The organism is Sulfurisoma sediminicola, from assembly GCF_003865015.1.
GTDB lineage: Bacteria > Pseudomonadota > Gammaproteobacteria > Burkholderiales > Rhodocyclaceae > Sulfurisoma > Sulfurisoma sediminicola.
The window spans coordinates 232561-246842 of the sequence record NZ_BHVV01000002.1 but is presented as its reverse complement, the minus strand read 5'-3'; the positions used below and the strand labels follow the sequence as shown (position 1 = coordinate 246842).

Annotated in this window: 11 protein-coding genes; 2 read left to right on the top strand and 9 right to left on the bottom strand. The window is 67.0% G+C overall.

Features of this window, described 5'->3' with window-relative positions; all coding sequences use genetic code 11:
• Positions 1–53: 53 nt before the first annotated feature.
• The 3 genes from EJE94_RS05230 to EJE94_RS05220 all read right to left on the bottom strand — a co-directional run bounded on the left by EJE94_RS05230 (position 54) and on the right by EJE94_RS05220 (position 7484).
• Positions 54–1514: a glutamate synthase subunit beta gene (locus tag EJE94_RS05230; protein WP_121240395.1), complete on the bottom strand. Its 1461-nt coding sequence runs from the start codon at positions 1512–1514 to the stop codon at positions 54–56.
• Positions 1514–6151, bottom strand: a complete 4638-nt coding sequence (gene gltB, locus EJE94_RS05225) for a glutamate synthase large subunit (protein ID WP_121240658.1) — start codon at positions 6149–6151, stop codon at positions 1514–1516. Before gltB ends, EJE94_RS05230 begins: the two co-directional genes overlap by 1 nt.
• 130 nt (positions 6152–6281) lie before the next feature.
• On the bottom strand, positions 6282–7484 hold the full coding sequence (locus tag EJE94_RS05220; protein WP_121240394.1) for a class I SAM-dependent rRNA methyltransferase: 1203 nt from the start codon (positions 7482–7484) through the stop codon (positions 6282–6284).
• A gap of 50 nt (positions 7485–7534) precedes the next feature.
• Between EJE94_RS05220 and EJE94_RS05215 the strand changes: the two genes are divergently transcribed.
• Positions 7535–7900 carry a DUF2784 domain-containing protein gene (locus tag EJE94_RS05215; RefSeq protein ID WP_121240393.1) on the top strand — a complete coding sequence of 122 codons (366 nt, stop codon included), beginning with the start codon at positions 7535–7537 and terminating at the stop codon, positions 7898–7900.
• Positions 7901–7902: 2 nt separating this feature from the next.
• Here the strand turns inward: EJE94_RS05215 and xerC are convergent, their stop codons facing one another.
• From xerC to EJE94_RS05185, 6 genes are read right to left on the bottom strand one after another with little or no spacing between them, the layout of a single operon-like run.
• Positions 7903–8790, bottom strand: coding sequence for a tyrosine recombinase XerC (xerC, locus tag EJE94_RS05210; RefSeq protein ID WP_121240392.1), 888 nt, complete (start codon positions 8788–8790; stop codon positions 7903–7905).
• Positions 8790–9443, bottom strand: coding sequence for a DUF484 family protein (locus tag EJE94_RS05205; protein ID WP_121240391.1), 654 nt, complete (start codon positions 9441–9443; stop codon positions 8790–8792). Before EJE94_RS05205 ends, xerC begins: the two co-directional genes overlap by 1 nt.
• A gap of 12 nt (positions 9444–9455) precedes the next feature.
• Entirely contained in the window at positions 9456–10304 is an 849-nt protein-coding gene (gene dapF, locus EJE94_RS05200; RefSeq protein WP_121240390.1) for a diaminopimelate epimerase, read from the bottom strand.
• On the bottom strand, positions 10301–10711 hold the full coding sequence (locus EJE94_RS05195; RefSeq protein ID WP_121240389.1) for a CoA-binding protein: 411 nt from the start codon (positions 10709–10711) through the stop codon (positions 10301–10303). The genes dapF and EJE94_RS05195 overlap by 4 nt, the downstream gene beginning before the upstream one ends.
• Before the next feature lie 48 nt (positions 10712–10759).
• Positions 10760–11626 carry a lysophospholipid acyltransferase family protein gene (locus tag EJE94_RS05190; RefSeq protein WP_121240388.1) on the bottom strand — a complete coding sequence of 289 codons (867 nt, stop codon included), beginning with the start codon at positions 11624–11626 and terminating at the stop codon, positions 10760–10762.
• Positions 11623–12600, bottom strand: coding sequence for a lysophospholipid acyltransferase family protein (locus tag EJE94_RS05185; RefSeq protein WP_121240387.1), 978 nt, complete (start codon positions 12598–12600; stop codon positions 11623–11625). Before EJE94_RS05185 ends, EJE94_RS05190 begins: the two co-directional genes overlap by 4 nt.
• A gap of 188 nt (positions 12601–12788) precedes the next feature.
• On the opposite strand from EJE94_RS05185, the gene metK reads away from it, so the two are divergent.
• Positions 12789–13955 (top strand): methionine adenosyltransferase, encoded by a 1167-nt coding sequence (gene metK / locus EJE94_RS05180; protein WP_121240386.1) that lies wholly within the window; start codon positions 12789–12791, stop codon positions 13953–13955.
• Positions 13956–14282: the final 327 nt, after the last annotated feature.

The window sequence follows — 14282 nt, the reverse complement described above, 5'->3', positions numbered from 1 at the left end:
TTCTCAGCGTCTCCGCGTCTCTGCGTCTCTGCGTCTCTGCGTCGAAGGACTGCTTATCTGGGCAGCGTGCTGCTGCCCATGAGGAACTCGTCGACGGCGCGGGCGCACTGGCGACCCTCGCGGATCGCCCAGACCACCAGCGACTGGCCGCGGCGCATGTCGCCGGCGGCGAACACCTTGGCGACGCTGGTGGCGTAGCAGCCCTCGCCGTCGGTCGTCGCATTGGCGTTGCCGCGACCATCCTTCGCCACGCCGAAGCCGTCGAGCACCGAGGCGATGGGGTTGGTGAAGCCCATGGCGAGGAAGACGAGGTCGGCGGGGACTGTGAACTCGCTGCCCGGCACTTCCGTCATCCTGCCGCCGGCCCATTCGAGGCGGACGCATTTGAGCGCCTTGAGTTTTCCGTTCTCGCCGATGAACTCCTTGGTGGCGATCGACCAGTCGCGCGAGCAACCTTCGTCGTGCGACGAGGAGGTGCGCATCTTGGTCGGCCAGTAGGGCCAGACCAGCGGCTTGTTCTCCTGCTCGGGCGGCTGCGGCAGCAGCTCGAACTGGGTCACGGAAGCGGCGCCGTGGCGGTTGGAGGTGCCGACGCAGTCGGAGCCGGTGTCGCCGCCGCCGATCACCACGACGTGCTTGCCGGCAGCCGAGATCGGGTTCTTCCTGCCGCCGCCGACTTCCTTGTTCTGCGGGATCAGGAACTCCAGCGCGTAATGCACGCCGTCGAGATCGCGGCCGGGAATCGGCAGGTCGCGCGGGGTCTCGGAACCACCAGCGAGGATGACGGCGTCGAAATCCTTCATCAGCTTGGCCGGCGCGATCACCTTGACGGCATCGTTGGCGACGCCTTTGGGCATGTCGGTGCCGACGAGGGTCTTCGTCACGAACTTGACGCCCTCGGCCCTGAGCTGGGCTGCGCGCCACTCGACGAGACGCTTGTCGAGCTTGAAGTCGGGAATGCCGTAACGCAGCAGGCCGCCGATGGCATCGTTCTTCTCGAAGACGGTGACGTCGTGGCCGGCGCGCGCCAGCTGCTGCGCGGCGGCGAGGCCGGCGGGGCCGGAGCCGACGACGGCGACCTTCCTGCCGGTCTTGGCGCTCGCGACCATCGGCACGACCCAGCCGTTCTCGCCGGCCTTGTCGATGATGGCATGTTCGAGCGACTTGATGCCGACGGGGGCGGCGTTGATGCCCAGCGTGCAGGCGGCCTCGCACGGAGCGGGGCAGATGCGGCCGGTCATCTCGGGAAAGTTGTTGGTCGAGTGCAGGATCTCGATCGCCGCGCGCCAGTCGCCGCGATAGACCGCGTCGTTGAAGTCCGGGATGTTGTTGTTGACCGGGCAGCCGCTGTTGCAGAAGGGAATGCCGCAGTCCATGCAGCGCGCCCCCTGCGTCTTGGCGCCGGCGTCGTCGAGGTGCGCGACGAACTCCTTGTAGTGCTTGAGCCGCTTCTCGACCGGCGCATAGGCCTCGGAAAGACGTTCGAATTCCAGAAAACCGGTAGGCTTACCCATCACGCTGCCTCTTTGATTTGACGTGCCGCGATTTCCTTCAGGGCGCGGCGATATTCGTTGGGGAACACCTTGACGAACCTGGCGCGGAACTTTGCCCATTCGGCCAGAATGCGGCGCGCCACTTCGCTGCCGGTCTCGTCCAGATGCTTCTGGATCAGCCCCTTCAGCAGGTCCTCGTCGGCCGTCTGCTTGTGGCGCGTGCCGTCGTTGGCCTGCTCGGCGCTCGGCAGCACCTTCTCCAGCGTGACCATGGACAGGTTGCAGCGCTTGGCGAAGCTGCCGTCCTCGTCCAGCACGTAGGCGATGCCGCCGCTCATGCCGGCGGCGAAGTTGCGGCCGGTCTGGCCGAGCACCGCTACGGTGCCGCCCGTCATGTATTCGCAGCAGTGGTCGCCGGTGCCCTCGACGATGGCCGTGGCGCCGGAGTTGCGCACGCAGAAGCGCTCGCCGGCGACACCGCGGAAGAACACCTCGCCTTCGATGGCGCCGTAGAGCACGGTGTTGCCGACGATGATGTTCTCGCAGGGCTTGCCGCGGAAGGCGGCCTGCGGCTTGACCACGATCTTGCCACCGCACAGCCCCTTGCCGACGTAGTCGTTGGCCTCGCCCGAGAGTTCGAGCGTGATGCCGCGGGCGAGGAAGGCGCCGAAGCTCTGGCCGGCGGTGCCGCTCATGCGGATGTGGATGGTCTCATCCGCAAGGCCGGCATGGCCGTAACGCTTGGCCACTTCGTGCGACAGCATGGTGCCGACGGTACGGTTGAGGTTCTTCACCGGCATGTCGAAGGCGACCTTTTCGCCGCGCTCGAGCGCGGGGCGGGCCTTCTCGATCAGCTGGTGGTCGAGCGCCTTGTCGATGCCGTGATTCTGGGTCTCGCAGTGGATACGCGCGACATCGGGGGCGGCCGCCGTCATGTGGAAGATGCGCGAGAAGTCGAGTCCGCGCGCCTTCCAGTGGGCGATGCCCTTCTTCATGTCGAGCAGGTCGGCGCGGCCGATCAACTCGTCGATCCTGCGGATGCCCATCCCGGCCATCAGCAGGCGCGCTTCCTCGGCGACGAAGAAGAAGTAATTGACGACGTGCTCGGGCTGGCCCGAGAAGCGCTTGCGCAAGACCGGGTCCTGCGTGGCGACGCCGACCGGGCAGGTGTTGAGGTGGCACTTGCGCATCATGATGCAGCCCTCGACCACCAGCGGCGCGGTGGCGAAGCCGAACTCGTCGGCACCGAGCAGCGCGCCGACGACGACGTCGCGGCCGGTCTTCATCTGGCCGTCGACCTGCACGCGGATGCGGCCGCGCAGGCGGTTGAGCACCAGCGTCTGCTGCGTCTCGGCCAGGCCCAGTTCCCACGGCGTGCCGGCGTGCTTGATCGACGACAGCGGACTCGCGCCGGTGCCGCCGTCGTAGCCGGAGATCACGACATGGTCGGCCTTGGCCTTGGACACGCCGGCGGCGACGGTGCCGACGCCGACTTCGGAGACCAGCTTGACCGAGATCGAGGCGCTGGGGTTGGCGTTCTTGAGGTCGTGGATCAGCTGCGCCAGATCCTCGATGGAGTAGATGTCGTGGTGCGGCGGCGGCGAAATGAGGCCGACGCCCGGCACCGAGTGGCGCAGGAAGCCGATGTAGTCGGAGACCTTGTGGCCGGGCAGCTGGCCGCCCTCGCCGGGCTTGGCGCCCTGGGCCATCTTGATCTGGATCTGGTCGGAGTTCGACAGGTACTCGATGGTGACGCCGAAGCGGCCCGAGGCGACCTGCTTGATCGCCGAGCGCAGCGAGTCGCCCTCTTTCAGCGGAATGTCGCGCTCGATGCGGCTGGCACCGACCACGCTCGCCACCGTGGCGCCGGCGCCGACTTTCTGGAAGCGGCGCGGATCCTCGCCGCCCTCGCCGGTGTTGGACTTGCCGCCGATGCGGTTCATGGCGATGGCCAGCGTGCTGTGCGCCTCGGTCGAGATCGAGCCGAGCGACATGGCGCCGGTGGCGAAACGCTTGACGATCTCGCTGGCGGGCTCGACTTCGTCCAGCGGCACCGGCGCGCCGGCCGGCTTGAGCTCGAACAGGCCGCGCAGCGTCATGTGGCGCTTGCTCTGGTCGTTGATGATCGCAGCGTATTCCTTGTAGGTGTCGAACTTGCCCGAGCGCGTCGCATGCTGCAGCTTGGCGATGGCATCCGGCGTCCACATGTGCTCTTCGCCGCGCACGCGGAAGGCATATTCGCCGCCGACGTCGAGCATGCTGGCGAGCACCGGGTCGTTGCCGAAGGCGGCGCCGTGGGTGTTGAGCGCCTCGAGCGCGACTTCCTTGAGGCCGATGCCCTCGATCTTCGTCGGCGTGCCGGTGAAGTAGCGGGCGACGAAATCCGACGAGAGGCCGATGGCCTCGAAAATCTGCGCGCCGCAGTAGGACTGGTAGGTGGAGATGCCCATCTTCGACATCACCTTCATCAGCCCCTTGCCGATGGCCTTGGTGAATTTCTTGTGGCAGTCGTAGGCCGAGGGCTGGCCCGGCAGGCTGGACGCGATGGCGGCGAGGCTGTCGAAGACCAGCCAGGGGTGGATGGCCTGGGCGCCGTAACCGGCCAGCAGGGCGAAGTGGTGCGTCTCGCGCGCCGCGCCGGTTTCGACCACCAGGCCGGCGGAGGTGCGCAGGCCCGTCTTCACCAGGTGTTGATGCACGGCCGAGCAGGCCAGCAGTGCCGGAATCGGCGCGCGCGCGGCATCGACGGCGCGATCGGAGAGGATGATGACGCTGCAGCCTTCGCCCACCGCGCGCTCGGCGCGGATGCAGACCTGGTAGAGCGCATCGCTGAGGCCGGCGGGACCCGCCGCCGCCGGGGTGGTGATGTCGATGACGCAGGCGCGGAAGGCGCCCTTCGTCAGCTTGTCGACCTGCTTCAGCTTGGCCATGTCGGCCGGCGACAGAATGGGCTGCAGCACCTCGAGGCGGGGCGTCGGCGCGGTTTCGTCGACGCCGAGCAGATTGGGATTGGGGCTGACCAGCGAGATCAGCGACATGACGATTTCCTCGCGGATCGGGTCGATCGGCGGGTTCGTCACCTGGGCGAAGAGCTGCTTGAAGTAGTGGAAGAGCGGCTTGTTCTTACCCGACAGCACCGGCAGCGGAATGTCGTTGCCCATGGAGCCGGTGGCTTCCTCGCCGGTCAGGGCCATCGGTTCGAGGATGAACTTGAAGTCCTCCTGCGTGTAGCCGAAGGCCTGCTGCATGTCGAGCAGGGGCGCGGCCAGCTTGTCGCGCGACTTGACCTCGGGCAGGTCGTCGACGAAATAGCGCGACTTCTCGATCCATTCGCGATAGGGCTTGGCTGCCGCCAGCTGGCGCTTGACCTCGTCGTCGCCGATGATGCGGCCTTCCTCGAGGTCGATCAGCAGCATCTTGCCCGGCTGCAGGCGCCACTTCTTGACGATGCGCTCCTGCGGAATCGGCAGCACGCCGATCTCGGAGGAGAGGACGACCATGTCGTCGTCGGTGACCAGATAACGGGCGGGGCGCAGGCCGTTGCGGTCGAGCGTGGCGCCGATCTGGCGGCCGTCGGTGAAGGCCACCGCCGCCGGGCCGTCCCACGGCTCCATCAGCGCCATGTGGTATTCGTAGAAGGCGCGGCGATCCTCGTCCATCAGCGGGTTGCCGGCCCAGGCCTCGGGGATCAGCATCATCATGGCGTGGGCCAGGCTGTAGCCGCCCATGACCAGCAGTTCCAGCGCGTTGTCGAAACTGGCGGAATCGGACTGGCCTTCGTAGATCAGCGGCCAGATCTTCTGCAGGTCGTCGCCGAGCACCGGGGAGGAAATGCCGTGCTCGCGGGCGCGAATCCAGTTCACGTTGCCGCGCAGGGTGTTGATCTCGCCGTTGTGGGCGATCATGCGGAAGGGATGGGCCAGATCCCAGGTCGGGAAGGTGTTGGTGGAGAAGCGCTGGTGCACCAGCGCCAGCGCCGTCACCACGCGCTCGTCCCGGAGATCGAGGAAATACTCGCCGACCTGGTCGGCCAGCAGCATGCCCTTGTAGACAATGGTGCGCACCGACATCGAGGCCACGTAGAACATCTTGCCGTCGGGCAGCTTGAGCGCCTGCACGCGGTGACCGGCTTCCTTGCGGATGACGTAGAGCTTGCGCTCCAGCGCGTCGGCGTCGGTCACGCCCTCGCCGCCACCGATGAAGACCTGGCGGATCACCGGTTCGATTTCCTTGGCCGCCTGCGCCAGGCCCGAGTTGTCGACCGGCACATCACGCCAGCCCAGCAGCACCTGGCCCTCGTAGCGGACGGTGCGTTCGATCGCCGCCTCGCAGGCGCGCCGGCTTTCGGCATCGCTCGGCAGGAAGACCATGCCCACGCCGTATTCGCCGGCCGGCGGCAGGTTCACGCCCTGCTTCGCCATTTCCTCGCGGAGGAAACCGTCGGGAATCTGGATCAGGATGCCGGCGCCGTCGCCGAGCAGCGGGTCGTAGCCGGTGGCGCCGCGGTGCTCGAGATTCTTGAGGATCTGCAGGCCCTGCTCGACGATCGCATGGCTTTTCTTGTTCTTGATGTGGGCAACGAAGCCGACGCCGCAGGCGTCGTGTTCGTTGGCGGGGTCGTAGAGACCCTGGCGCGCGGGGGCGGGATGCTGATCCATCATGCTTTTCCTGAAAATGCGGCCGTCAAAAAAGCCGGCCCCAAAACTGTGCCGGCTTGCTGTAAACCCTTTGGGCGAACTGGTAAATATAGCGAAAATCGCCCCCCGACTCAATATCTCCTGCTGGGTATCAGGCCACTTGGACCAGCAAACCCTTGAGGTATTCGCCCTCGGGAAAGGTCAGCGCCACGGGATGGTCGGCGGCGCCCTGCAAGCGCTTGACGATGGCCGCATCGCGGCGGGCATCGAGCGCCGCGCCGGCGACGATCTGCTGGAACAACTCGGCCCCGATGCCGCCGGAGCAGGAATAGGTCATCAGCAGCCCGCCCGGCGCCAGCAGCTTGAAGGCATTGAGGTTGATGTCCTTATAGGCACGGCTGGCGCGCTCGACATGGGCGGCCGAGGGCGCGAACTTGGGCGGATCGAGCACGATGAGGTCGAATGTTTCATTGGCATCGCGGCGGCGGCGCAACTCCTCGGCCACATTGGCGTCCAGCCATTCGGCACGCACTGCGTCGAGCCCGGGGTTCAGCGCCAGGTTTTCCGCGGCCAGCGTCAGCGCCGGCGCCGAACTGTCGACCGAGATCACCTCGCGGGCCCCGCCGGCCAGGGCTTGCAGGCTGAACCCGCCGGTGTAGCAGTAGCAGTTCAGCACGCGCCGGCCGGCGGAGAGGCCGCGCAGCATCAGTCGGTTTTCGCGCTGATCGAGGTAGAAGCCGGTCTTGTGGCCGGTGGCGACATCGACGGCAATCCTGACGCCGTGCTCGTCGATGACGATGCGGCTGTCGCCCTCACCGAGCAGCCAGCCGCTCTGCGGTTCCAGCCCCTCGCGCGCCCGGACTTCCGAGTCCGAACGGTCGTAGATGCGCGCGCAGCCGGTGGCCTTATGCAATCCATCGGCGATGGCGGTACGCCACTTGTCGGTCCCGGCGCTGGTGAGCTGAATCACCACGGTATCGCCATAGCGGTCGGCGATCAGGCCCGGCAGACCATCGGATTCGGCGTGGATCAGACGCACGCCGTCCTGCCCGGCCAGTTCGGGCAGCGCCGCGCGGCGCGCAACGGCTGCCGCGATGCGCCGCTTGAAGAAGGCGTGATCGACCGTCTCCGTCGGATCGAAGCTCCACACCCGCGCACGTATCTGCGAGGCCGGGCTCCATGCCGCCTTGGCCAGCACCTGTCCGGCGTACCTGCCCCCGCCCGCGACCACGTCCACTGTGTCGCCCGGACGCGCGCGACCCTCGAAGCCGGCCACCGATCCGGCGAAGATCCACGGGTGGTGCCGCAACAGGGATTTCTCCTTGCCGGCCTGCAAAATCAGTTGTGCGCTCATGACCCGAATGTAACATCGGAACGCCGGTTCACTTTCGCAAGGACATATCCGTGCTCCTGCTGCTCGCCGACCTGGTCGTGCTGCTGCATCTCGGCTTCGTCATCTTCGTGGTGAGCGGGGGCCTGCTGGCGTTGCGCTGGCCGCGAGCCGCCTGGCTGCACCTGCCCGCCGCCGCGTGGGGTGCGGCGGTCGAGTTCTTCGGCTGGATCTGTCCGCTAACGCCGCTGGAGAACGCGTTGCGCCAGACGAGCGGCGGTGGCGCCTATAGCGGCGACTTCGTCTCCCGCTACCTCTTGCCCGTCCTCTATCCGGCCGGGCTGACCGCGGAGATCCAGATGCTTCTGGGCATCGGCGTGCTGGCGACCAATGCCACCGTTTATGCCTGGGTGTTCCACCACCGCGTCAGGCAGCGCTAGCCCTACTTCTTCCTGGCCCTCGGATGGGCGGCGTCGTAGACCTTGGCCAGATGCTGAAAATCCAGGTGGGTGTAAATCTGCGTCGTCGCGATATTGCTGTGGCCGAGCATTTCCTGCACGGCGCGCAGGTCGCCGGAGGATTGCAGCAGATGGGAAGCGAAGGAGTGGCGCAGCATGTGCGGATGGACGTGCAGGCCGAGACCCTGCTTCGTCGCCCAGCGTCCGAGCCGGCGCTCGATGGATCGCACGGCCAGGCGGGTGCCGCGACGGCTGACGAACAACGCGAGCTCCTCGGCCAAGGCGGTGCTGCCGCGCTCTTTCAGCCATTCGCGCAAGGCCGCAGTGGCCTTGGTGCCGACCGGTACCGTACGGGTCTTGCTGCGCTTGCCGGTGACGGTGACCGTGCCGGAAGCGAAGTCGATGCCGTCGACATCGAGCGTGGCCAGCTCCGACAGACGCAGGCCCGAGGAATAGAAGAGCTCGAACATCGCCTTGTCGCGGGTCTCGAGTTCATCGTCCGGCGAAGCGTCGAGCAGAGCCGTCACCTGGTCCACCGCGAGCGCCTTGGGCAGCGTACGAGGCTGCTTCGGCGCGCGCAGGCCGTCACTGGGGTCGGCGGCGATGGCGCCGCGCCGCGCCAGCCAGCGGTAATAGGCGCGCCAGGCCGACAGCGTCCGTGCCAGCGAACGCGCGGCGAGCCCCTTGCCGTGCAGTTGCATCAGCGCCCTGCGCAACAGGGCATGATCGAGGCCAGCCAGGGGCCGGTCGCCGGCGACTCCGGCGAGTGCCGCCAGATCACGCCGGTAGGCGGCGACGGTGTGCGGGCTGGCAACGCGCTGGTGCGCGAGGTCGGCGAGGAAATCCTCGACGCCCAGCCGCACCGCATCCATCAGCTCAGCACGCGCCCCAGCGCGGCGGCGGCCATGTCGCCGATGCGATCGAGATAGAGCGTGCCCATCTCCGGATAAAAGCGGTGCGCTTCCTCGCTGGCGAGGACGAGAACGCCGAAGGTCTCGTCGCCGCGTCGCAGCGGCACCTGCGCCACTGAGCGCACATGCCCGCCGCGTTCGCCGAACCAGTCGGCGGTTTCCTGGCCGGCCGCGGGGCCGCAGTAGGGATGCTTGAGGGCCGCGACGGTGGTGCGGATGCTTTCCGCCGTCGGCGCGAATTCGGCGCTGGCGCCCCCGCCATCGTTGGCGGCCCACAGCCGCACCACGACGTGAGGCACCGCGAACGCGCCGCCCAGATGGGCGTAGATCGCGCGCAGCACCGCGGGCAGGTCGGCAGCGACCGTCAGGGCGACACAGAGCTCGTGCACCTTGTCGCCGATGGCGTCGTTCTCCTCGCCGAAGCGTATCAGTTCTGCCATCTTGGCTTCGAGCTGCTTGGCCTTGTCGCGCAGCGTCGCCATCTGCCGCTCGGTGATCGAAATGGCGCTGTTGCCATGGGGGCTCGGAATGTCGATCTGCGACAGCAGGTCGGCGTATTGCTCGAAGAACTCGGGGTGGTCTTTCAGATATTCGGCGACTTCGTTGGCGTCCATGGCGGCTTTCGTTCAAGGTTCAAGTTGGCTGGGCAAGTCGATCTCGCCCTCGAAGACTCTGACGGCGGGACCGGTCATCAGCACCGGCTGGCCGTATCCGGCCCAGGCGATGGTCAGCTCGCCGCCACGGGTAGCGACGCGCACCGGCGAATCGAGCAGGCCGCGGCGGATGCCGGCGACCGCGGCGGCGCAGGCGCCCGTGCCGCAGGCCAGCGTCTCGCCGGCGCCACGCTCATGGACGCGCAGCCGGATGGCGTGGCGATCGACGATCTGCATGAACCCGGCATTGACGCGGCGCGGGAAACGCCGGTGGTTCTCGATCAGCGGGCCATACCTCCCTACCGGCGCCGTGCCGACATCGTCGACCACCTGCACCGCGTGCGGGTTGCCCATCGACACCACGCTGATGTCGAAAATCGCGTCGTCGACTTGCAGCGGCTGGATCACCGCATCGGAATCGCTATCGAAGGGGATATCGGCCGCTGCGAAACGCGGCTCGCCCATGTCGACCGTCACTTCGCCGCTCGCTTCGAGCCGCGGCGAGATGATCCCTGACCTCGTCTCGACGCGGATCTCGGGCTTGTCGGTGAGGCCGTGGTCATGGACGAAGCGCACGAAGCAGCGCGCGCCGTTGCCGCACTGCTCAACCTCGCCACCGTCTGCATTGAATATGCGGTAGCGGAAGTCGGTGCCTGCCTGCGAGGGCTCCTCGACGATCAGGATCTGGTCGCAGCCGACGCCGAAATGGCGGTCGGCGAGGAAGCGGGCCTGTGCCGGCGTCGGCACGAAGGACTGGTGGATGGCGTCGAGCACGACGAAATCGTTGCCAAGGCCGTGCATCTTGGTGAAGCGGATTTTCATAGCAGGGAATGCGCGTCCTTCCAGACGCAGCGATCCATGATCACGGTGATGTCGGCGGCGCGGGCGCGCAGGGCGGCGGGCTCGTTGACCACGCCTTCCTGCAGCCACAGCCGCTTGGCACCGATGGCGATGCACTGGTCGACGATGCCATCGACGGCGTCGGGGTTGCGGAAGACGTCGACGAGATCCGGCGCCTCCGGAAGATCGGTCAGTTGCGCATAGGCCTTCTCGCCGAGAACCTCGGTCTGCGCCGGACGCACGGGGATGATGCGGTAGCCGAGGCCCATCATGGCCTGGGCCACGCGGTAGCTGGGGCGCGCCGGGTTGTCGGAGAGCCCGACAACGGCGATGGTCCTTACGCTTTTCAGCAGCGCGCGGATTTCATCATGGGAGGGATTGGTGAACATCAGGCAATGGTAGCGGAGACGGCGGGGCCCGAAAACGGAATAGGCACCTCAATAGACCCCCTTTTCCCCGGGTGGTCGCGTCTTGAAGCGCTTGTGCAGCCAGTAGTACTGCTCGGGCATTTTCACTATCTCGGACTCGATGAAGGCGTTCATGCGCCGGGTATCGGCCTCGACGTCGCCGCTCGGGAAGTCCTGCCACGCCGGATGGAAGGTCGCGACGTAGCCGGCACCGCCGGGAAGCTGCCGGGTGACGCAAGGCACCACGGCGGCGCCGGTGATATTGGCCAGGCGCGACATGGCCGTGACGGTGGCCGTCGGCACGCCGAAGAAGGGCACGAATACCGCGTCGCGCGCGCCGAAGTCCATGTCCGGCAGATAGTAGAAGGGCCGTCCCTTGCGCATCTCGCGCACCACCGGCTTGAGGCCGTCCTGGCGCGACGCCATCGGCGAATTGCCGAAACGGGTGCGCGAATGCAGCAGCAGCGCATCGACCAGCGGGTTCTTCTGCCGGCTGTACATGGAGACCAGGGGGAATTCGGTGGTCAGGCGCACGCCGCCCATGTCGAGGCCGACGAAATGCGGCGCCAGCCAGATCACCGGCCGATCGGCCACGGCGCGCCAGTGCTCGATGCCTTCGATGCGCACCAGCCGCTGGATGCGCTCCTTGCCCGACCACCACAGGATGCCCCGCTCGAGGACGCTGCGGCCAAAGGCCTCGAAGTGGCGCCTGGTCAGCGCCAACCGCTCCGCCTCGGTCATCTGCGGAAAGCACAAACGAAGATTGGTCAGGGTGACTCGCCGGCGCTCGCGGCCGAGCGCGAACAGCAGGCGGCCGAAACCGCGGCCGACCGCCGCGAGCAGCGGCAGCGGCAGCCAGTGCAGCAGCCAGACCAAGGCAAGGGCAATCCGGGTCATGCGGCGTCTGGTTCCCCACCGCTGCCAGCGGGCGCCGCTGGAACGCGGAGCAGTGCCTTCCCCGACGGGGAAGGTGCGACCGTGGAAGCGGATGCAGCGCCCGCGGCTTCGGAGTCCAGCGGCCGCATCCCGCTGACCGACGCTTCGCCCCCGGCTGCGCCGGGTCCCCCTCCGCTGCCAGCGGGCGCCTTGTATCTGTTGTAGCCCCACAGGTACTGCTCGGGACATTCGCGGATCAGGCCTTCGATGGCACGATTGACCGCGGCCGCATCGGTCAGCGCCTCCGTGGGGCGGCGCAGCTTGAGGTGGTAGCCGGCACCGTAGTGGAGCCGCTCGGCGTAGGCCAGCAATACCGTCGCCCCGGTCGCGGCCAGGCGCGGCGCCAGGGTCATGGTGTAGGCCGGACGGCCGAAGAACGGCGCCCAGACTCCCTCGCCGGCGCCCGGCGCCTGATCCGGCAGCATGCCGGCGGCCGCACCATACTTGAGGGCCTTGAGCAGTTTCTTCACCCCGGACATGTCGGCCGGCGCGAGTTCGAGATTGGCGCCACGGCCCTGCTCGATGATCGGAATCAGCCAGTCCTGCTTGGGCCGGCGGTAGAGCACGGTCATCGGCCGGAAACTGGCGTAGTACTGTGCGGTGATCTCGAAGCAGCCGAGGTGCGGCGTCAGGAACAGGATGCCCCTGCCCTCCTGCCACGCCTCCACGACCAGTTCCCAGCCGCTGACCTTGACGACACGGGCCACGACCTCGTCGTGCGGCCGCAACCAGAGTTTCGGCAGCTCGAAGATCGACTTGCCGGCCTCGGCGATCGCCGCGCCACGAACCTCGGCCAGGCCGGCCAACGCGGTGTTCTCGCGCAGGTGGCGGCGATAGGTGGGCGAAAGCAGCCAGATCAGCCAGCCGGCCGCTGCACCGAGATTGTGTAGCAGGGGCAGGGGCAGGAACGACAGGAAGCGAAACAGGAAGCCCATGCAGGGGCGGTTTGACCGGCGATTAACGAAAGGCTAATATTATCGCTTCCGCCGAGTTAATCAGGACAACTTGCAGGGCGGCAGGCCGGTCTAACGGTCTCAAATACTGCTAAAGCGTCGCCTGCTCCACCCCGAGCCGGTCACGCCGGACAACATGGGGAAATACCAAGCAGCAAAGGAGCAGGCAGATGTCAAACGAATACCTCTTCACTTCCGAATCCGTTTCCGAAGGCCATCCGGACAAGGTCGCCGACCAGATCTCTGACGCCATCCTCGACGCCATCCTGGCGCAGGACAAGCACTCGCGCGTGGCCGCCGAGACGCTGTGCAACACCGGCCTCGTGGTGCTGGCCGGCGAGATCACCACCAGTGCCAACGTCGACTACATCGGCGTGGCGCGCGACACCATCAAGCGCATCGGCTACGACAACACCGAGTACGGCATCGACTACAAGGGCTGCGCCGTGCTGGTCGCCTACGACAAGCAGAGCCCTGACATCGCCCAGGGCGTGAACAAGGCCTACGACGACGACCTCGGCCAGGGCGCCGGCGACCAGGGCCTGATGTTCGGCTACGCCTGCGACGAAACGCCGAGCCTGATGCCGCTGCCGATCTATCTCGCGCATCGCCTGATGGAGCGCCAAGCCATGCTGCGCAAGGATGGCCGCCTGCCCTGGCTGCGCCCCGACGCCAAGTCGCAGGTCACCGTGCGCTACGAGAACGGCAAGCCGGCCGCGATCGACACCGTGGTGATCTCGACCCAGCATGCGCCGGAAATGTCCCTGGAAGACATCCGCGAAGCGACCATCGAGGAAATCATCAAGCCCATCCTGCCGAAGGAACTGGTCAAGGGCGAGATCAAGTACCTGGTCAATCCCACCGGCCGCTTCGTCGTCGGCGGCCCGCAGGGCGACTGCGGACTGACCGGCCGCAAGATCATCGTCGATACCTACGGCGGCGCAGCGCCCCACGGTGGCGGCGCGTTCTCGGGCAAGGACCCGTCCAAGGTCGACCGCTCCGCCGCCTACGCCGGCCGCTACGTCGCCAAGAACATCGTCGCCGCGGGGCTGGCCTCGCGCTGCCTGATCCAGGTTTCCTACGCCATCGGCGTGGCACAGCCGACCTCGGTCTGGGTCACCACCTATGGCACCGGGAAGGTCTCCGACGAGACCATCGCCGAACTGGTGAAGAAGCACTTCGACCTGCGTCCCAAGGGCATCGTCAACATGCTCGACCTGCTGCGCCCGATCTACCAGAAGACCGCCGCCTACGGCCATTTCGGCCGCGACGAGCCGGAATTCACTTGGGAAAATACCGATAAAGCGGCGTTGCTGCGCAACGACGCCGGCCTGTAAGGCCGGCCGCGCAGCGACTTTATCCGTATTTCGGTGAAGGCTAACCTCCGCGCAAGCGGAGGTTAAGGCGCGAAGCGCCGGCCGAAACCAAAACACGGACAAGGCGGCGTTGCTCCGCAACGACGCCGGGCTGTAAAGAACCTCCTGACTCCCCGCCCGGCTCGGTGACATCGCCGACGGCGTGCCCGTCGCTGCGGCGACGGGTTGAGCCGGGCAAGCCCACCGACGGATTGGGGCGAATATGGCCTTTGATATAGCGTCAACTGTGACGGTTGCCACACCCGGAACAAAAAATGCGTGGCCGAATCCCGCTTGGGGATACCAAGG